The organism is Flagellimonas oceani, from assembly GCF_011068285.1.
Classification (GTDB): Bacteria; Bacteroidota; Bacteroidia; order Flavobacteriales; family Flavobacteriaceae; genus Flagellimonas; species Flagellimonas oceani.
Map to the genome: position 1 here is coordinate 339,838 of NZ_CP049616.1, position 17,060 is coordinate 356,897.

The 17,060-nt window shown below is 42.3% G+C and carries 22 protein-coding genes and 5 tRNA genes; 24 read left to right on the plus strand and 3 right to left on the minus strand.

The window, feature by feature from the left end; all coding sequences use genetic code 11:
• Positions 1-126 precede the first annotated feature (126 nt).
• From GVT53_RS01565 to GVT53_RS01575, 3 genes are read right to left on the minus strand one after another with little or no spacing between them, the layout of a single operon-like run.
• Positions 127-696, minus strand: coding sequence for a YceI family protein (locus GVT53_RS01565; RefSeq protein ID WP_166247112.1), 570 nt, complete (start codon positions 694-696; stop codon positions 127-129).
• Positions 697-738: 42 nt separating this feature from the next.
• The gene (locus tag GVT53_RS01570; RefSeq protein ID WP_166247113.1) at positions 739-1,371 is read right to left on the minus strand and encodes an NAD(P)H-dependent oxidoreductase; all 633 of its coding nucleotides are present in this window, start codon (positions 1,369-1,371) and stop codon (positions 739-741) included.
• 5 nt (positions 1,372-1,376) lie between these two features.
• Positions 1,377-1,823: a MarR family winged helix-turn-helix transcriptional regulator gene (locus tag GVT53_RS01575; RefSeq protein ID WP_166247114.1), complete on the minus strand. Its 447-nt coding sequence runs from the start codon at positions 1,821-1,823 to the stop codon at positions 1,377-1,379.
• 134 nt (positions 1,824-1,957) lie between these two features.
• Between GVT53_RS01575 and GVT53_RS21125 the strand changes: the two genes are divergently transcribed.
• The 24 genes from GVT53_RS21125 to rplL all read left to right on the plus strand — a co-directional run bounded on the left by GVT53_RS21125 (position 1,958) and on the right by rplL (position 16,955).
• A complete protein-coding gene (locus GVT53_RS21125; RefSeq protein WP_166247115.1) occupies positions 1,958-2,512 on the plus strand; it encodes a TlpA disulfide reductase family protein in 555 nt (184 codons plus the stop codon).
• 6 nt (positions 2,513-2,518) lie between these two features.
• The gene (locus GVT53_RS01585; protein WP_166247116.1) at positions 2,519-3,151 is read left to right on the plus strand and encodes a thioredoxin family protein; all 633 of its coding nucleotides are present in this window, start codon (positions 2,519-2,521) and stop codon (positions 3,149-3,151) included.
• A gap of 80 nt (positions 3,152-3,231) precedes the next feature.
• Positions 3,232-3,543 carry a rhodanese-like domain-containing protein gene (locus GVT53_RS01590; RefSeq protein ID WP_166247117.1) on the plus strand — a complete coding sequence of 104 codons (312 nt, stop codon included), beginning with the start codon at positions 3,232-3,234 and terminating at the stop codon, positions 3,541-3,543.
• A gap of 21 nt (positions 3,544-3,564) precedes the next feature.
• Positions 3,565-4,845 (plus strand): DUF2851 family protein, encoded by a 1,281-nt coding sequence (locus GVT53_RS01595; protein ID WP_166247118.1) that lies wholly within the window; start codon positions 3,565-3,567, stop codon positions 4,843-4,845.
• An 8-nt stretch (positions 4,846-4,853) separates the two neighbouring features.
• Positions 4,854-5,081, plus strand: a complete 228-nt coding sequence (locus GVT53_RS01600) for a PspC domain-containing protein (protein ID WP_100817497.1) — start codon at positions 4,854-4,856, stop codon at positions 5,079-5,081.
• Positions 5,082-5,083: 2 nt separating this feature from the next.
• Complete coding sequence (locus GVT53_RS01605) at positions 5,084-6,091, plus strand: potassium channel family protein (protein WP_166247119.1); 1,008 nt, start codon at positions 5,084-5,086, stop codon at positions 6,089-6,091.
• Between the two features lie 85 nt (positions 6,092-6,176).
• On the plus strand, positions 6,177-8,243 hold the full coding sequence (locus tag GVT53_RS01610) for an amino acid carrier protein (RefSeq protein ID WP_166247120.1): 2,067 nt from the start codon (positions 6,177-6,179) through the stop codon (positions 8,241-8,243).
• Between the two features lie 13 nt (positions 8,244-8,256).
• On the plus strand, positions 8,257-9,111 hold the full coding sequence (locus GVT53_RS01615) for a ComEA family DNA-binding protein (RefSeq protein ID WP_166247121.1): 855 nt from the start codon (positions 8,257-8,259) through the stop codon (positions 9,109-9,111).
• Positions 9,112-9,121: 10 nt separating this feature from the next.
• Complete coding sequence (locus GVT53_RS01620; protein WP_166247122.1) at positions 9,122-10,288, plus strand: acyl-CoA dehydrogenase family protein; 1,167 nt, start codon at positions 9,122-9,124, stop codon at positions 10,286-10,288.
• 95 nt (positions 10,289-10,383) lie between these two features.
• Complete coding sequence (rpsU, locus tag GVT53_RS01625; protein WP_090299076.1) at positions 10,384-10,578, plus strand: 30S ribosomal protein S21; 195 nt, start codon at positions 10,384-10,386, stop codon at positions 10,576-10,578.
• A gap of 98 nt (positions 10,579-10,676) precedes the next feature.
• Positions 10,677-11,567, plus strand: a complete 891-nt coding sequence (locus GVT53_RS01630; protein ID WP_166247123.1) for a tyrosine-type recombinase/integrase — start codon at positions 10,677-10,679, stop codon at positions 11,565-11,567.
• 53 nt (positions 11,568-11,620) lie between these two features.
• Positions 11,621-11,923, plus strand: coding sequence for a ribosome hibernation-promoting factor, HPF/YfiA family (hpf, locus tag GVT53_RS01635; RefSeq protein WP_108247123.1), 303 nt, complete (start codon positions 11,621-11,623; stop codon positions 11,921-11,923).
• 101 nt (positions 11,924-12,024) lie between these two features.
• Positions 12,025-12,098: transfer RNA gene (locus GVT53_RS01640), tRNA-Thr, on the plus strand.
• 22 nt (positions 12,099-12,120) lie between these two features.
• Positions 12,121-12,203 (plus strand) — tRNA-Tyr (locus GVT53_RS01645).
• Positions 12,204-12,284: 81 nt separating this feature from the next.
• Positions 12,285-12,360, plus strand: a tRNA-Gly gene (locus GVT53_RS01650).
• Positions 12,361-12,454: 94 nt separating this feature from the next.
• Positions 12,455-12,526, plus strand: a tRNA-Thr gene (locus GVT53_RS01655).
• A gap of 48 nt (positions 12,527-12,574) precedes the next feature.
• Positions 12,575-13,762, plus strand: a complete 1,188-nt coding sequence (gene tuf, locus GVT53_RS01660; RefSeq protein ID WP_108247122.1) for an elongation factor Tu — start codon at positions 12,575-12,577, stop codon at positions 13,760-13,762.
• Positions 13,763-13,833: 71 nt separating this feature from the next.
• Positions 13,834-13,906 (plus strand) — tRNA-Trp (locus GVT53_RS01665).
• A 99-nt stretch (positions 13,907-14,005) separates the two neighbouring features.
• Complete coding sequence (gene secE, locus GVT53_RS01670; protein WP_166247124.1) at positions 14,006-14,194, plus strand: preprotein translocase subunit SecE; 189 nt, start codon at positions 14,006-14,008, stop codon at positions 14,192-14,194.
• Between the two features lie 12 nt (positions 14,195-14,206).
• Positions 14,207-14,758: a transcription termination/antitermination protein NusG gene (nusG, locus tag GVT53_RS01675; protein ID WP_108247120.1), complete on the plus strand. Its 552-nt coding sequence runs from the start codon at positions 14,207-14,209 to the stop codon at positions 14,756-14,758.
• Between the two features lie 67 nt (positions 14,759-14,825).
• A complete protein-coding gene (gene rplK, locus GVT53_RS01680) occupies positions 14,826-15,263 on the plus strand; it encodes a 50S ribosomal protein L11 (protein WP_108247119.1) in 438 nt (145 codons plus the stop codon).
• 20 nt (positions 15,264-15,283) lie between these two features.
• Positions 15,284-15,976 (plus strand): 50S ribosomal protein L1, encoded by a 693-nt coding sequence (rplA, locus tag GVT53_RS01685; protein ID WP_108247118.1) that lies wholly within the window; start codon positions 15,284-15,286, stop codon positions 15,974-15,976.
• A gap of 24 nt (positions 15,977-16,000) precedes the next feature.
• Positions 16,001-16,519 carry a 50S ribosomal protein L10 gene (gene rplJ, locus GVT53_RS01690; protein WP_166247125.1) on the plus strand — a complete coding sequence of 173 codons (519 nt, stop codon included), beginning with the start codon at positions 16,001-16,003 and terminating at the stop codon, positions 16,517-16,519.
• Between the two features lie 55 nt (positions 16,520-16,574).
• Positions 16,575-16,955, plus strand: a complete 381-nt coding sequence (gene rplL, locus GVT53_RS01695; protein WP_166247126.1) for a 50S ribosomal protein L7/L12 — start codon at positions 16,575-16,577, stop codon at positions 16,953-16,955.
• Positions 16,956-17,060: the final 105 nt, after the last annotated feature.

Sequence of the window (17,060 nt, forward strand, 5' to 3'; positions counted from 1 at the left end):
ATTCTGTTAATCATTGGCTCAAATATAGGGAGGAATTTTTAACGGCACAACAATGTTTTGTTTAAAATAAAAAATCCCGTCCAAGAATTGCTCGGACGGGATTTCCACACACTAAACAGGAGTTGATTACATCTGTAGATCAACTACCAAATCAAACTCATCATAGATCAATTTGTCCTTGGCGGTACCAATGATTCCTGATCCGTATTTTACATCGTATTTGGTTCTGTCCACTTTTAAAGAAGCGGTTGCTTTATCTCCGTATACGGACACTTCAAAAGTTACAGGCTCGGTAGTACCTTTAATGGTAAGGTCGCCGGTTACGTCGTAAGAATTTTTTCCGGTTGATTTTACTTTGGTAAAGACCAATTTTGCTGTAGGGTGATTGGCCGTGCCAAAAAAATCGTCGGATTTCAAGTGACCGTCCAGTTGTCCTTTGTAGTCGCCTTCCAAATCGGTAGTGTTGATGCTTGTCATATCCACAACAAACTCTCCACCTACCAAGTTCTCACCGTCAAATTCCAGGGCACCGGATTTAAGGGTGATGGTACCTTCGTGCGAACCACCTACTTTATACCCTTTCCAGGTTACTGTACTTTCCGAAGTTTTAACCTCTTTGGTTTCTTTGATCGGGTTTACGTTGGCCGAGGCACCAAAAACGGTGGCCAATGTTAAGCTTAGAATTGTTTTTTTCATGATTGTTTTAATTTCTGTTTTAAATTGTTAAAGGTTCAATGTTTATATAAGGGTAAATAATTCTTCTGTTGATTTTCTAACCTTGGCGTAGTGTTGGGTATCGTCCTCTTCGGAACGGTATCCCACTGCCAAAACTACAGCAGCATTCAGGTTTTTGTCGTTGAGCCCGAGAATTTCGTTGTACTTTTCAGATTCGAAGCCTTCCATGGGACAGGTGTCGATTTTTAATTCCGCAGCGGCCTGCATCAAATTACCAAAGGCGATATAGGCTTGTCTGGCCGTCCAATTGCTTTTGTGCTCGGTAGGAAGCTCCATCAATTTGGACTTCATAAAATCGGCATAACCTTTTAATCCTTCTGCGGGAATGCTTCGGGTCTCACTTACGTTCGACACATAATCATCGACCAATTCCTCACCAAAATCCGTTGCATTTGCAAATACGATAATATGCGATGCATCCGTAATTTGGGATTGTCCCCAAGAAGCGGGCTTTAACTGCTCTCTAATTTCTGGGTCCGAGATCACAAAAAAGTGATAAGGCTGCAGTCCGTAGGAGGAAGCACTTAATCGCGCGGCCTCCATTAGGGTCTCCAAATCCTGGTCGGAAACTTTTTTTGTGGCATCAAATTTTTTTGTGGCATAGCGCCAGGTTCTATGTTCTAAAACGGTGTTCATTATATTTAAAATTTATCCAATAGTTGATTTAATTGTTCCAGTTCCTTTTTGTCAAAGTTCTTAAGGAGGGTGCCATGTGCCTTTTCCAGGGCTTTGTCCATTTGTGCCAAGGCATCCAACCCCTGTTCTGTGATCAAAATTTCTACCTTTCTCCGGTTAGATGGGCAAATACAACGGCTTACGTGTCCCTTGGCAATAAGTTTGTCCACCAACCGGGTGGTATTGCTCATTTTGGTCACCATTCTTTCATTGATGGTGGAGAGGTTGGCAGGGTTTCCTTGTTGCCCCCTCAAAATCCGTAGTACATTAAATTGTTGCATAGAAACTTCAAAAGGCTTTAAGGCGCCTGTCATGATTTCACTGATTCTGTTATGAACCAATTCCAAGTGAATGACCGTTCTGGGTTCCAAGGGAATCTTTTTTGAGGTTTTTATAATTTCTTCAACATTCATGTACAAACAATATTTGTATATACAAATGTATGTTTATTTTTAGTGCGGTTCCAAATTTTTGATAGATAAATTTTTGTTAAAGACTGGATTTTAGAATTGTGAGTGCGTATTTTTAAAGGTGTAAAAATCAGGTAATGAATAAGTTATTTACTGGAGTTTGGATGATGTTGATTCTTTTTGGATGTGCCGAAAGGAAGAAGGAGGACAAAGGAGGGGCCGAGGTTGCTGGCAAAGAAACGGTTGCGATGGAAAGCGATTCGAGCCAGGACGTGAAATTTCCGGTTTACGATTTCAATGGTTTTGAGCCCATGCTCCATTTTGATGATGACAAAACTTATGTGGTAAACTTCTGGGCCACATGGTGCAAGCCCTGCATTGCGGAGATGCCCCATTTTGAGGAGATCAATTCAAAATATAAAGCAAAAGGAGTGGAAGTGATCTTGGTGAGCTTGGACATGCCCAACATGTGGAAGAGCCGTTTGGAGCCCTTCGTGGCGAACAAGGGCATACAGTCCAAGGTGGTGATATTGGACGATCCCAAACAGAACGATTGGATTCCCAAAGTTTCTGAGGAGTGGGGCGGTGGTATTCCCGCTACCTTAATATATAATAAGGACAAGCGAACTTTTTACGAGCGTGGTTTCACGTACGAAGAACTGAACAACGAGTTGAACAAATTCATAAACTGATCAGCTATGAAAAAAATTAAGATTTTAGGATGGTCCGCATTGCTGTTGATTTTTGTGGCATCTTTCGCCATGGGATTCAAAGTGGCGGCCGAACATAATTTGGATGATGGTTACGAAGTCGGCGATGTCGCTGCCGATTTTTCGTTGAAAAACGTGGACGGGAATATGGTCTCGCTATCGGACTTTGATAACGCCAAAGGTTTTTTGGTGATTTTCACCTGCAATACCTGCCCCTATGCGAAAGCGTATGAGGACCGCATTATTGCTTTGGATGCAAAATACAAGCCCCAAGGCGTTCCCGTAATCGCAATCAACCCCAACGATCCTAGTGCCAAACCCGGCGACAGTTTTGCCAAAATGAAAGAACGTGCGAACGAAAAAGGTTTTACATTTCCGTATCTGTTCGATGAGGGCCAAAAAGTGTATCCGCAATACGGGGCCACGCGTACCCCGCATGTTTTCTTGTTGGAGAAAACAGCATCGGGAAATATGGTAAAATATATTGGGGCCATCGACGACAATTATCAAGATGCATCACAAGTAGAGGAAGCATATGTGGAAAATGCCGTGGATGCAATGTTGGCGGGAAATGAAATCAATCCAGCAACAACAAAAGCTATTGGATGCGGTATAAAATAGACTTCATTCAAAATAAAGTAGCAGTAAATCCGGAGTAATGCTTCGGATTTTTATTTTTGTATCAATCTAAATTGAAAAAAATGTCAGATCTATCACAAGAAGAATGGGCGGAACAGTTGGAAAATGATAACAACGCCTTTATTTTGGATGTACGTACCCCTGAAGAAGTTGAAGACGGATATATTCCGGGATCAACGAACATCGATATTTATTTGGGACAAGAATTTGTCGACGAACTGGAAAAGTTGGACAAGTCCAAAAATTATTATGTGTATTGCCGGTCGGGGAACCGTAGCGGACAGGCCTGTGCCATAATGAACAGCCTTGGGTTTGAAAATGCCTATAATCTGGAAGGTGGTTTTATGAACTGGGACGGCGATGTAGAAGAGTAGTCCTCCATTTATCCCAAATCAATGCGAGAAGACCTACTTTATTATATTTGGAGGCATAACAAGCTTCCGACAGATGGCCTGTGTACGGGGAATGGGGAGCCTGTTTTGATCAGGGCCCCGGGAACCCAAAACAGCTTGGCCGGACCGGATTTTTTCAATGCCAAAATTGAAATCGGCGGACAGCTTTGGGCCGGCAATGTGGAGATGCACCTCAAATCTTCCGATTGGTACGTGCACCACCACGAAGCGGATGAAAATTATAACAATGTCATCCTCCATGTAGTCTGGGAGGATGACATTGCCGTTTTTAGGAAGGATGGTTCCCAAATTCCCACCTTGGAAGTAAAACGCTACGTGTCCGACAAGTTGTTGGAGGGCTATCGAACCTTAATGGACGGTTCCCGCACAAACTTTATCAACTGCGAAAAGGATGTGAAACTCGTGGATGCCTTTTTGGTGGAGAACTGGTTGCACCGCTTGTACATTGAGCGGCTGGAACATAAGTCCAAATTGATCTTTGAGCTTTTACAAACTTCCAAAAATGATTGGGAGGCGGTATTGTTCATGCTATTGGCGAAAAATTTTGGTTCCAAGGTCAACGGCCCATACTTTTTGGACAGGGCGCGGCAATTGGATTTTTCAATTGTGAGGAAAGCGGTGAACGAGCCTTTGCAATTGGAAGCCTTGCTTTTTGGTCATTTTGGACTGTTGAGCGTGGAGGAATGTTCGGATTCCCATTATGTGCAGCTTCAAAAGGAATATGAGTATTTGGTACGTAAATTTGGTTTGGACGGACCCTCATCAAAACCTGATTTTTTTGGATTGCGCCCAATGAATTTCCCCACCATCCGAGTTTCCCAGTTGGTCAATTTATACAGGGAAAATTATAATCTTTTTTCAAAATTGATGGACTTGGGAACACTTGAGGCTGTGTACAAAACTTTTGAAATATCCGCAGGGCCATATTGGGAAGCACACTATACCTTTGGCAAGACCTCTAAACCACGCGTGAAGAAATTGTCCAAAAAGTTTATCGATTTGGTCGTCATAAATACGTTGGTGCCCTTAAAATTTTGTTATGCAAAGCATACGGGCAGGGATTGGAACGAAGAACTGATTTCGTTGATATCCGAATTGGCGAGCGAGGACAATTCCATCATCAAGAATTTTGACAGCGTAGGTTTAAAAACCCAAAATGCTTTGGAGAGCCAGGCCAAATTGGAACTGTACACGAGTTACTGCACCAAAAATAAATGCATGCAATGCGCCATCGGTACGCAATTATTGATTAGAAATACATAATTTTGGTTATGTCTTTGTTTTATAATACCCTTTATTACTTTCAAAAAAGAGGCTTTGAGGTTTGTGGCCGAATTGCGGAGCGTTTGGGCATACGGGCCCGTGTGGTGCGCACCAGTTTTATTTATTTAACTTTTGTTACTTTAGGTTTTGGATTTGCATTGTACTTGTTTATAGCCTTCTGGCTCCGGATTAAAGACTTGATCTATACCAAAAGAACATCCGTATTTGACCTGTAAACATGATTAGACTGATGCGCTCCAAAATAGTATTGGCCCTATCCTTAATGGTGATGGTGCTGCTGTTCGGGGTGGTCGGTTATAAAATGCTGTCCGACTTTACCTGGATAGAGGCCATTTACATGACCATTATCACCGTGACCACGGTCGGTTTTTCGGAGGTGAGGCCGTTGGATGCCAATGCAAAGATTTTTACCGTATTTTTAATTGTCACCAGTGTATTTATTTTTGGTTTTGCCATATCGGTGGTTACCGAATACATTTTGGGAAGAAACTCATTGGAACTGCTAAAAAAGAAAAGAGTGAAGAAACAGATAGACGGTCTTACAAACCATGTTGTGGTCTGTGGTTTTGGAAGGAACGGCATGCAGGCCGCCGAAAAATTGATAGCTTACAAAAAGCCATTTGTGGTTATCGAAAAGGATAAAGAGATCATAGAGAGGCATGAGGAAGAGATTTTGTTCGTGGAGGGAGATGCCAATGAGGACGAAGTATTGCTGCAGGCGGGAATAGACAGGGCGCAGTATTTGATCACTGCTGTCCCGGACGACTCGGCCAACTTGTTCATAGTGCTTTCCGCACGTCAGCTTAATAAAAAGTTGTTCATAATAAGTAGGGCATCGCAGATTACTTCCGTGAAAAAATTGGAATTTGCCGGAGCCAATAAGGTGATCATGCCCGATAAGATAGGGGGGGACCATATGGCATCCTTGGTGGTAATGCCCAATCTGATCACATTTTTGGACCAACTGTCCATAGAAGGTGAGCATACAACAAATTTGGAAGAGGTGAGTATAGAGGACTTTACCAATCAAATGGATTGTCACTCGCTTCGGGATTTGGACTTAAGAAGAAAAACCGGTTGTACCATTATCGGTTACATAGACCCCAATGGAAATTACATCATCAACCCCGAGGCCGACTTGGTTTTACAGCCCAATAGTAAGGTGATCGTATTGGGCAGGCCCGAACAAATACGGAAATTAAATCAAATGTTTCAGATCGGATAGTTAAAAAAACATAAAATTTGATAGCGTTGATTTTTTTTTGGATATTGTTGCCTTTATCACACCAAAAACTAACTAATCTCAATATATGAAGTATTTTCTTTTTCTATTGTCTTTTTGTGCATTGACCACAGGTTTTTCACAGGATTTGACTGTAGTGGGCAAAACCTACAATGTTTCCAATAACATAAACGACGGTGCCATAGAGCTTGAAGTAGATGGAGGTGTTGAGCCCTACACATACAAGTGGAGCAACCAAGAAACGCCGCTTACCTCCAAATCGGCAAAAGGTTTGGTGGAAGGTATACCATATAGTGTTACGGTGACCGATGCCGCAGGTAATTCCATTACCAAAGAGTTTAAGGTAGAGACAGAATCGATAACAGAAGTTTTCAATGGAACCATGACCCCGGCAGTAAGTGCTTTGGGGTCTGTTCTTTTTTGGGACCCTTTTGCGGCCATCGGAATATATGATCCGGTAGCCTATGCCGATGTAAAATTGATCGGTATTCCCGATTGGAGCAACGAGACCCAGGACAGGTTTGTCCTAAAGGAATGGCTCAAGGGCGATAAGGCAAGCGTTGCCAAAGGCGAGGATATCGCCGTTATTACCAGTGATAAACGTGGAGACTTTACTGTAAAAGCTGCTGTAAAAGGTAAATTACTGCATAAGGTTAAAGAGGGAAATGTAATTTATAACTCCGAAAACCAAGAACACGTAATTGAACAAGGAGCTCATTATTTTGCAGAGGTCGAGTACGATGAGCCCATTGCAATGACGCATCCGAATGGCGACTCCATTATCAAGGGTATTCCATTTATTGTGATCTGGTTGGTACTGGGGGCATTGTTCTTCACGATCAGAATGGGATTCATCAATATCCGTGGCTTTAGACATTCCATTGATTTGGCCAAAGGAAAGTACGATGATCCAGATGCACCCGGGCAGGTGACGCATTTTCAGGCATTGGCCACTGCAGTTTCCGGTACTGTTGGTCTTGGGAACATAGCGGGGGTTGCCGTGGCAGTATCTTTGGGAGGTGCCGGTGCGACTTTCTGGATGATTGTTTGCGGACTGCTGGGTATGTCCTCCAAATTTGTGGAGTGTACCCTTGGTGTAAAATATCGTGATATTCTTCCTGATGGACGTGTATTCGGAGGGCCTATGAATTACCTCCGCTACGGTCTCGAAAAAAGAAACCTGAAAGGGTTTGGTAAGGTGTTGGCAGGAGTTTTTGCGCTGCTTGCCGTAGGAGCTTCCTTCGGAGGTGGAAATATGTTCCAGGCCAATCAGTCCTTTGAGCAATTGGCAGGGCAGTTTCCTGTTTTGGCGGGCAACGGTTTTTGGTTTGGAGTGGTCACTGCTATATTGGTCGGTGTGGTTATCATCGGCGGAATTAGCAGTATAGCCAAAGTAACAGGTAAGATTGTACCTATAATGGCCTCGGTTTATATTGTTGCCGCCTTAGCGGTCATTATAATGAACATACAAAATATTGGTCCGGCATTTTCCGCCATTTTTGAAGGAGCATTAAATCCTTCAGCTTTAAAAGGTGGTATAATCGGTGTTTTGGTCGTAGGATTCCAGCGTGCCGCCTTCTCGAATGAGGCCGGTGTGGGGTCCGCAGCCATTGCGCACAGTGCGGCAAAGACCAACCATCCGCCGTCCGAAGGTTTTGTTGCCTTGCTGGAGCCATTTATCGATACCGTAGTCGTATGTACCCTTACCGCCTTGGTATTGATATTTACAGGAATGCACGAAGTGGAAGGAATGGCCGGGGCCCAGTTGACCTCCGATGCTTTCGGTAGTCAGATCTCATGGTTCCCGTACGTATTGGCGTTGGCAGTGTTCCTTTTTGCATTTTCGACCATGATTTCCTGGTCTTACTATGGAATGAGGGCTTGGACCTATCTTTTTGGAAAGAGCAAGCGTTCGGAAATGATCTATAAAATGCTCTTCTTGGTATTCGTGGTCGTTGGTGCTTCCGTAAGTTTGGGAGCTGTACTGGACTTTTCGGATATGATGATCTTGGCCATGTCCTTCCCGAACATCATTGGATTATATATCATGTCCGGTGAGGTACGTAAAGATCTGGATGGATACTTGTCAAAATTGAAAGCTGGCCAGCTCTTTAAAAAGTTGAAGAGCCAATAGAATTACATATATTATGAGAAAACAATCCCACTTTCGGTTCAACAAGCAAGAGCGAAGTGGGATTTTCTTTTTGTTGTTGATCGTGGTCGTGCTTCAATGTGGGTATTACTATGTAAAAGCAAATCCATCCAATTTAAAAAGTGATTTTGCCCTCAATGCTGTCGAGCAGACCAAGATAGACAGTCTTAAAAAGGAGCGATTCGATAAATCCCAAAAAATATATCCCTTCAATCCAAATTATTTGACCGATTATAAAGGGTATGCATTGGGACTGTCCCCAGTTGAATTCGACCGGTTATTTGCTTTTAGGGAGCAAGGCAAGTTTGTGAATTCGGAAAAGGAATTCCAAGCAGTCACCCAAGTGTCAGATTCTTTATTGAACGAAATCTCGCCCTATTTTAAATTTCCCGAATGGGCCGGAAAAAGTCGAACGGTAAAGAAGATAGTTTCAAAGCCTGTAACCGAATCAACAATCAAAGATTTGAACACGGCAACCGCAGAAGATTTGAAACAAGTTTACGGTATTGGGGAAACATTGTCCGAGCGAATCATAAAATTCAGGGATAGGCTGGGCGGCTTTTTGGTGAACGAACAACTATACGATGTTTACGGACTGGAGCCGGATGTTGTGGAGAAAGCGTTGCTCAGGTTTCAAGTACTGGAAGCGCCTACGGTAGTCAAAATCAATGTTAACAAGGCAAATACAAAAGAGTTGTCCCGATTGGTCTATATAAATGGTTCATTGGCATCCAACATTGTGGAATATAGAGATAAAAATGGTTTATTTGCATCTTTACTGGAATTGACCCAAGTGGACGGATTCCCTTCGGAAAAGCTAGATAGAATAGCTTTATATTTGTCTTTATAAAATAGGTGCTATGAACGATATGTACTTCACGGAAGAGCATAACTTATTCCGCGAAAGTTTGAAGGATTTTTTACAGAAAGAAGTTGTTCCCCATATTGAGGAATGGGAGGAATCTGGCAAGATTGATAAGGCTATTTGGCCCAAGTTCGGGGAGATGGGCTTTTTTGGATTGATGACGCCCGAAGCATACTCTGGTTTGGGTCTAGACCTTTTTTATACCGTTATTTTTCTGGAAGAATTGCAAAAGATCAATTCGGGAGGTTTTGCAGCCGCCATGTGGGCGCACCAGTACCTTGCGATGACCTATTTGAACAAGTTGGCGAACGATGAACAGAAAAAAGCCTATTTGGAACCCAGTGTGCTGGGTAACAAAATTGGCTGTCTGGGCGTATCCGAACCTTTTGGGGGAAGTGATGTCGCCGCTATGCGCACCACTGCCGAAAAGAAAGGTGATGTTTATATTGTAAACGGTTCCAAGACTTTTATTACCAATGGGGTTTATGGCGACTATATAATTCTTGCCGCCAAAACCGATAAGGATGCAGGTAATAAGGGTATCAGTATGTTTATTATGGATAGGCATGCAAAGGGTGTCTCTGCCAGTAAGTTGAACAAGTTGGGTTGGCGTGCTTCCGATACGGCGGAGTTGGCCTTTGACAATGTTGAGGTTCCAGCGTCCAATTTATTGGGTGTGGAGAATGAGGGCTTTGGGTACATCATGGAGGCATTTGCCTTGGAGCGTTTGGTTATGGGCATAAATGCACATGCCAGAGCCGAATTTGCACTCGATTATGCCCTACAGTATATGTCCGAGCGAGAGGCGTTCGGTAGAAGTATTGACCAGTTCCAGGCCTTGCGCCACCGATTGGTGGACCTCTATTCGGATATGTTGGTGTGCAAGCAATATAATTATGCCACGGTAGCGCAAATGGATAAAGGAGTCTATGTGGTGAAGGAAGCGACCATTTCCAAATTGAAATCCACCAAAATGGCCGATGAGGTCATTTACAACTGTCTGCAATTTTTAGGAGGCTACGGATATATCGAGGATTATCCGATGGCCCGCTTGAGCCGGGATAGTAGATTGGGCCCCATTGGTGGGGGAACATCAGAAATCCTAAGGGAAATTTTGGCCAAGATCATTGTGGATAAGAAGGAGTACAAAAAGCGGTCGTAACAGCGTTTCGTCAAAAAAATAAAATATTTCTTTACCCGTTGAATATCATTTGTATATTTGCAGACCAAAATTTTAAAGAAAGGAGGTTGTAGCCCATGTTAATTATACCAGTAAAAGAAGGAGAAAATATCGATAGAGCTTTAAAGCGTTTCAAGCGTAAGTTCGACAGAACAGGTACCATGCGTCAGTTAAGATCAAGACAGCAGTTCACCAAACCTTCTGTAGAGCGTAGAGCGCAAATTCAAAAAGCACAGTACATTCAAGGTCTTAGGGACCAAGAAGAAGTATAGGGCTATCGCTTTAACAAAATATATGAATCCCGTTCCAATATTGGAACGGGATTTTTCGTTTTATATCCGGGAGCAATCTAAAGTGTTACCTTTGATGTATGTCAGTATCCGCTTTTATATCCTATTTAAGATTGGAGAAAAATTATTCCGATCATACCATAAGGGCATATCAAAAGGATATTGAGGCCTTTGCTCAATTCTGCGGAGCGCATCATGGAGAAGAAAATATTGAGGGGATTTCGTATCCATTGATAAGGAACTGGATCGTTGAGCTATCCGACAGCGGTATTTCAAATAGGACCATCAATAGAAAAATATCTTCTCTACAGGCTTATTACAAATTTTTATTGAAGGTCGGTGATATTACCGTTTCACCTTTGGCAAAGCACAGGGCGCTGAAAACAAGTAAAAAAATGGAGGTGCCTTTTTCCGAGAACGAAATGGAAACGATTCTGTCTGAAATACCTTTTGCTGATGATTTTGAGGGCGTACGGGATAAACTGATCATAGAATTATTGTACACCACCGGAATACGGAGAGCCGAATTGGTAAACTTGAGAATCAACGATGTGGATTTTTCGGCCCAGGTCATCAAAGTGTTGGGAAAGCGGAACAAGGAGCGCATTATTCCCATACTGACTTCGACCATGGCGCAGATTAAAAACTATTTGGCCAAGCGCTCGGAACTTGAAAAGGTGACTGATTCTTCCTTTCTAATATTAACAAAAGAAGGTCTTAAAATTTACGAAACACTTGTTTATCGAACTATAAATAAGTATTTTAGTTTAGTGTCCCCCAAGGTGAAAAAGAGTCCCCATATATTAAGGCACACCTTTGCAACGCACTTGCTGAACAGGGGGGCGGATTTAAATTCCGTTAAGGAACTATTGGGTCATTCCAGTTTGGCATCAACACAGGTGTACACGCACAACAGTATAGCCGAACTGAAAAAAGTACATCAAAAGGCCCATCCAAGAAACAAGAAATAAAATTCTTGTATTGTTTAACTTCACTGTCTTTGACAGTACTAAAACTTCGTCTTATGAAAGTAAACGCACAATCGGTAAATTTTACAGCTGATGGTAAACTCATCGACTTTGTCCAAAAGCGAATGGACAAGTTGGAATTGTTTTATGACAAGGTCATCGAATCGGATGTTTATTTAAAAGTGGAAAACACAAGTGCAAAGGAGAATAAGATAGTGGAAATCATGGTGTTCGTACCTCGCGACAAAATCATGGTGAAAAAGCAATGTAAGTCTTTTGAAGAGGCCGTGGATTCGGCCTGTAGTTCCTTGGAAAGACAGCTGGTTAAAAAGAAGGAGAAGTTAAGGGCGAATGCTTGATGAAAATTTTTCAAATTTTATTTTGAATTAAAATATAAATATATACATTTGCAGTCCGTTAGAAATAGCGGGCTTTTTTAGTGAGAAAAAAGCGGTGAAATGCCGATATAGCTCAGCTGGCTAGAGCAGCTGATTTGTAATCAGCAGGTCGTGGGTTCGAGTCCCTCTATCGGCTCGTAAGTTACTGAAAATAAGGCGGGGGGATACTCAAGCGGCCAACGAGGACAGACTGTAAATCTGTTGGTTTTTACCTTCGCAGGTTCGAATCCTGCTCCCCCCACAAAGATTGTTCGTCGGAACAATCGGGATAGAAGGTTTTTTTTGAAATATTGGAATCTTTGGATGAAAATCCAGAAAAAATGCGGGAGTAGCTCAGTTGGTAGAGCGTCAGCCTTCCAAGCTGAATGTCGCCGGTTCGAACCCGGTCTCCCGCTCCATATAAACTTGAATCTTTTGGATGCAAGTAGATGAAGGTTGAAGTTTTAACGAGCTAAGCTTGTAACTTTAAACTCTAAACCTGATAACCCATAGGCCGGTGTAGCTCAGGGGTAGAGCGTTTCCTTGGTAAGGAAGAGGTCACGGGTTCAATTCCCGTCATTGGCTCAAAACGATTTGTACACTAATATAAACTAAGATTAAAATTATTTTAAAATGGCAAAGGAAACTTTTGATCGTTCCAAACCCCACTTAAATATTGGTACCATTGGACACGTGGATCACGGTAAAACAACATTGACTGCTGCTATTACCACTGTATTGGCGAACGCTGGTTTGTCCGAGCTTAGAAGCTTTGACTCCATCGATAACGCGCCAGAAGAAAAAGAAAGAGGTATTACTATCAACACTTCGCACGTTGAGTACCAAACTGCTAACCGTCACTACGCTCACGTTGACTGTCCTGGTCACGCGGATTACGTAAAGAACATGGTTACTGGTGCTGCTCAGATGGACGGTGCTATTTTGGTGGTTGCTGCAACTGATGGTCCTATGCCACAGACTCGTGAGCACATCCTTTTGGGTCGTCAGGTAGGTATTCCACGTATCGTTGTTTTCTTGAACAAAGTTGACATGGTGGATGATGAGGAGCTATTGGAGCTTGTTGAAATGGAAGTAAGGGAATTGCTTTCTTTCTACGAATACGATGGTGACAACGGACCTGTAATCTCCGGTTCTGCACTTGGTGCTTTGAACGGTGAGCAAAAATGGGTTGACACTGTAATGGAATTGATGGAAGCTGTTGATAGCTGGATCGAGGAGCCAACTCGTGAGGTTGATAAAGACTTCCTTATGCCGATCGAAGATGTATTTACCATTACTGGTCGTGGTACCGTAGCTACTGGTCGTATCGAAACAGGTGTAGCCAACACAGGTGACGCTGTAGATATCATTGGTATGGGTGCTGAGAAATTGTCTTCAACCATTACTGGTGTTGAGATGTTCCGTAAGATTTTGGATAGAGGTGAAGCTGGTGATAACGTTGGTCTTCTTTTGAGAGGTATCGAGAAATCCGATATCAAAAGAGGTATGGTGATCTGTAAGCCAGGTTCTGTTAAGCCACACGCTAAATTCAAAGCTGAGGTTTATATCTTGAAAAAAGAAGAAGGTGGACGTCACACTCCATTCCACAACAACTACCGCCCACAGTTCTACGTTCGTACAACTGACGTAACAGGTAACATTAACCTTCCTGATGGTGTTGAGATGGTAATGCCAGGTGATAACTTGACAATTACTGTAGATTTGATTCAGCCAATCGCATTGAGCGTAGGTCTACGTTTCGCTATCCGTGAAGGTGGTAGAACAGTAGGTGCTGGTCAGGTTACTGAGATTTTAGATTAATAAATTTTTATTATAAAATTGCACTCAAGGGTGTTCCGATTTGATCGGGATACCTTTCAGTGTAATTATAAACGGGTGTAGCTCAGTTGGTAGAGCACTGGTCTCCAAAACCAGGTGTCGGGAGTTCGAGTCTCTCCTCCCGTGCAAAAAGAAAAGCGTGGCATTGTGAAGTGAGACGAGAAGTTTATCCCGAGCGTAGTCGAGGGAAGTCTCTCCTCCCGTGCAAGCAAAATATTTAAAATTATGGTCGCTTATATAAAGGAATCATTAGAAGAACTTAAAAACAATGTTACTTGGTTGGAAAGGAGCAAAGCTTCCAATTTAATGGTTATTGTGGCAGTTTTTTCCATTTTATTTGCTTTGGCAACATGGGGTGTCGATTCCTTGTTCAGTAAATTGATCACATTGTATTTTGAAAAATTAATAGGGTAAAGATCGGTCGATATGTCTGAGGTTCTGGAGAAAAAATGGTATGTAGTTAGAGCGGTCAGTGGTCAAGAGAACAAGATCAAAGGCTATATTGAGAGCGAGGTAGAGCGCGCCGGATTCGGTGACTATCTTGAGGAAGTTCTAGTGCCTACCGAAAAAGTCGTACAGATCAGAAACGGAAAGAAAATCAACAAAGAACGTGTTTACTTTCCGGGATATATCATGATCAAGGCCAATCTCGGTGGAGAAATGGTTCACATCATCCGTTCCATAACCAATGTTATCGGTTTCTTGGGCGAGGTAAAAGGTGGTGATCCGGTTCCGTTGAGAAAATCAGAGGTTAACCGTATGCTTGGTAAAGTAGATGAGTTGGCCGTAAATACAGATAACGTTTCTATTCCATTTGTATTGGGTGAAACAGTAAAGGTTATTGATGGACCTTTCAATGGTTTTAACGGAACTGTTGAAAAAATCAATGAAGAAAAGCGTAAGCTGGAGGTTATGGTGAAGATTTTCGGTAGAAAAACTCCACTGGAACTTAGCTATATGCAAGTAGAGAAAGTATAACAAGAGCTGTTACATATATAAAGCTGTGTTGCTTCCAATTGACACACTTTGAATTTAATTAGAAACAATGGCAAAAGAAGTAGATAAGGTAGTTAAATTACAAGTTAGGGGAGGTGCTGCGAACCCATCGCCACCGGTTGGACCCGCCTTAGGTGCTGCTGGTGTTAACATCATGGAGTTCTGTAAGCAGTTTAATGCTCGTACGCAGGACAAACAAGGTAAAGTATTACCTGTTGTTATCACCGTTTACAAAGACAAATCTTTCGAGTTTGTTGTAAAAACACCACCTGCGGCAGTTCAATTGATGGAAGTGGCTAAGATTAAAAAAGGATCTGGCGAACCTAACAGGGTTAAGAATGGTTCAGTAACCTGGGATCAAGTAAAAGCGATCGCCGAAGATAAAATGGTGGATTTAAACGCTTTTACCGTAGAGTCTGCAATGAGTATGGTTGCGGGTACTGCAAGATCTATGGGTCTGAAAATAGCAGGACAAAGACCTTTTTAAAATCTGAAAGCAAGTAAGAAATGGCAAGATTGACTAAAAAGCAAAAAGAGGCCCAGGCCAAGATAGACAAGAACAAACTCTATTCTTTGGAAGAGGCGTCAGCTTTAGTAAAAGAAATAACCAATGTAAAATTTGATGCTTCCATTGATTTGGCGGTTCGTTTGGGCGTAGACCCAAGAAAAGCCAATCAAATGGTACGTGGCGTTGTAACCCTTCCTCACGGAACAGGTAAAGACGTTAAAGTTTTGGCATTGGTGACTCCAGACAAAGAAGCAGAGGCTAAAGAAGCGGGTGCTGACTTTGTAGGATTGGACGAATATTTGGATAAAATCAAAAATGGTTGGACAGATGTTGATGTGATCATCACCATGCCAAGCGTTATGGGTAAACTTGGACCATTGGGTCGAGTTTTGGGACCGAGAGGTTTAATGCCCAATCCAAAGACCGGAACAGTAACAATGGACGTGGCAAAAGCCGTTTCCGATGTTAAGGCCGGTAAAATAGACTTTAAAGTGGACAAAACAGGTATTGTGCACGCAGCTATCGGAAAAGCATCGTTTTCTGCAGATAAGATTGCAGGAAATGCCAGGGAATTGATCGATACGTTGATCAAGTTGAAGCCCTCCGCAGCTAAAGGTGTGTACATGAAAAGTATTTACTTGTCCAGCACTATGAGTCCTAGTGTTCAATTAGATCCAAAGGCAGTTCAATAAACTGGTAGTTCAATTTTTATAACTATGACAAGAGAAGAAAAAGCAACGGTAATAAAAGACTTGACTGCACAGTTGGCTGATAATCCAAACATTTATTTGGCGGATATATCAGGATTGAACGCCGTAGACACCTCTAACCTAAGAAGAGCGTGCTTTAAGGCGAACATTAAGCTTGCGGTCGTAAAGAACACATTGCTTGCAAAGGCAATGGAAGCTTCTGATAAGGAATTCGGTGAACTTCCCGAAGTGTTGAAAGGCAATACATCTTTGATGTTGTCCGAAACTGGAAATGCACCTGCGAAACTTATCAAGAACTTTAGAAAAAAATCAGATAAACCTTTGTTGAAAGGTGCCTTTATTGAAGAGGCCATCTACATCGGCGACAACTACCTTGATGCACTTGTTGAGATCAAGTCCAAAGAGGAAGTTATCGGGGATATCATTGGATTGTTGCAATCCCCGGCCAAAAACGTTATTTCTGGACTTAAGTCCGGTGGCGGAAAATTGGCAGGTATCCTTAAGACTTTGTCTGAGAGAGAATAATTCGCGCACAATAAACTAAGTATATTTTTAAACATTTTTATTAAACGATAGAAAAATGGCAGATTTAAAAGATTTTGCAGAACAGTTGGTAAACCTTACAGTAAAAGAGGTAAATGAGTTGGCCGACATTTTAAAAGAAGAATATGGTATCGAGCCTGCTGCTGCTGCAGTAGCTGTTGCTGGCGGTGCTGCCGGTGGTGGTGAAGCTGAAGCTGCTGAGGAAAAATCAGAATTTGATGTAGTACTTACTGCTGCTGGTGGATCTAAATTGGCAGTTGTTAAATTGGTGAAAGAATTGACAGGTCTAGGTCTTAAAGAGGCTAAAGACATCGTTGACAGTGCACCAAAAGCTGTTAAAGAAGGTGTTTCCAAAGACGAAGCAGAAGGTATCAAAAAATCATTGGAAGAAGCTGGAGCAGAAGTTGAGCTTAAATAATCGCTTTTCCCATTAGAACTTGGTTAAGGTCTTTCCATTTTTGGTTAGACCTTAGCCTATTTATATAAGGAGTGTATAAAGCCGTACACCAACCCACTTAGTAAT

Coding starts and splice junctions, on each gene's coding strand:
- GVT53_RS01565 (WP_166247112.1), bottom strand. CDS start 696: ATGAAAAAAACAATTCTAAGCTTAACATTGGCCACCGTTTTTGGTGCC.
- GVT53_RS01570 (WP_166247113.1), bottom strand. CDS start 1,371: ATGAACACCGTTTTAGAACATAGAACCTGGCGCTATGCCACAAAAAAA.
- GVT53_RS01575 (WP_166247114.1), bottom strand. CDS start 1,823: ATGAATGTTGAAGAAATTATAAAAACCTCAAAAAAGATTCCCTTGGAA.
- GVT53_RS21125 (WP_166247115.1), top strand. CDS start 1,958: ATGAATAAGTTATTTACTGGAGTTTGGATGATGTTGATTCTTTTTGGA.
- GVT53_RS01585 (WP_166247116.1), top strand. CDS start 2,519: ATGAAAAAAATTAAGATTTTAGGATGGTCCGCATTGCTGTTGATTTTT.
- GVT53_RS01590 (WP_166247117.1), top strand. CDS start 3,232: ATGTCAGATCTATCACAAGAAGAATGGGCGGAACAGTTGGAAAATGAT.
- GVT53_RS01595 (WP_166247118.1), top strand. CDS start 3,565: ATGCGAGAAGACCTACTTTATTATATTTGGAGGCATAACAAGCTTCCG.
- GVT53_RS01600 (WP_100817497.1), top strand. CDS start 4,854: ATGTCTTTGTTTTATAATACCCTTTATTACTTTCAAAAAAGAGGCTTT.
- GVT53_RS01605 (WP_166247119.1), top strand. CDS start 5,084: ATGATTAGACTGATGCGCTCCAAAATAGTATTGGCCCTATCCTTAATG.
- GVT53_RS01610 (WP_166247120.1), top strand. CDS start 6,177: ATGAAGTATTTTCTTTTTCTATTGTCTTTTTGTGCATTGACCACAGGT.
- GVT53_RS01615 (WP_166247121.1), top strand. CDS start 8,257: ATGAGAAAACAATCCCACTTTCGGTTCAACAAGCAAGAGCGAAGTGGG.
- GVT53_RS01620 (WP_166247122.1), top strand. CDS start 9,122: ATGAACGATATGTACTTCACGGAAGAGCATAACTTATTCCGCGAAAGT.
- rpsU (WP_090299076.1), top strand. CDS start 10,384: ATGTTAATTATACCAGTAAAAGAAGGAGAAAATATCGATAGAGCTTTA.
- GVT53_RS01630 (WP_166247123.1), top strand. CDS start 10,677: ATGTCAGTATCCGCTTTTATATCCTATTTAAGATTGGAGAAAAATTAT.
- hpf (WP_108247123.1), top strand. CDS start 11,621: ATGAAAGTAAACGCACAATCGGTAAATTTTACAGCTGATGGTAAACTC.
- tuf (WP_108247122.1), top strand. CDS start 12,575: ATGGCAAAGGAAACTTTTGATCGTTCCAAACCCCACTTAAATATTGGT.
- secE (WP_166247124.1), top strand. CDS start 14,006: ATGGTCGCTTATATAAAGGAATCATTAGAAGAACTTAAAAACAATGTT.
- nusG (WP_108247120.1), top strand. CDS start 14,207: ATGTCTGAGGTTCTGGAGAAAAAATGGTATGTAGTTAGAGCGGTCAGT.
- rplK (WP_108247119.1), top strand. CDS start 14,826: ATGGCAAAAGAAGTAGATAAGGTAGTTAAATTACAAGTTAGGGGAGGT.
- rplA (WP_108247118.1), top strand. CDS start 15,284: ATGGCAAGATTGACTAAAAAGCAAAAAGAGGCCCAGGCCAAGATAGAC.
- rplJ (WP_166247125.1), top strand. CDS start 16,001: ATGACAAGAGAAGAAAAAGCAACGGTAATAAAAGACTTGACTGCACAG.
- rplL (WP_166247126.1), top strand. CDS start 16,575: ATGGCAGATTTAAAAGATTTTGCAGAACAGTTGGTAAACCTTACAGTA.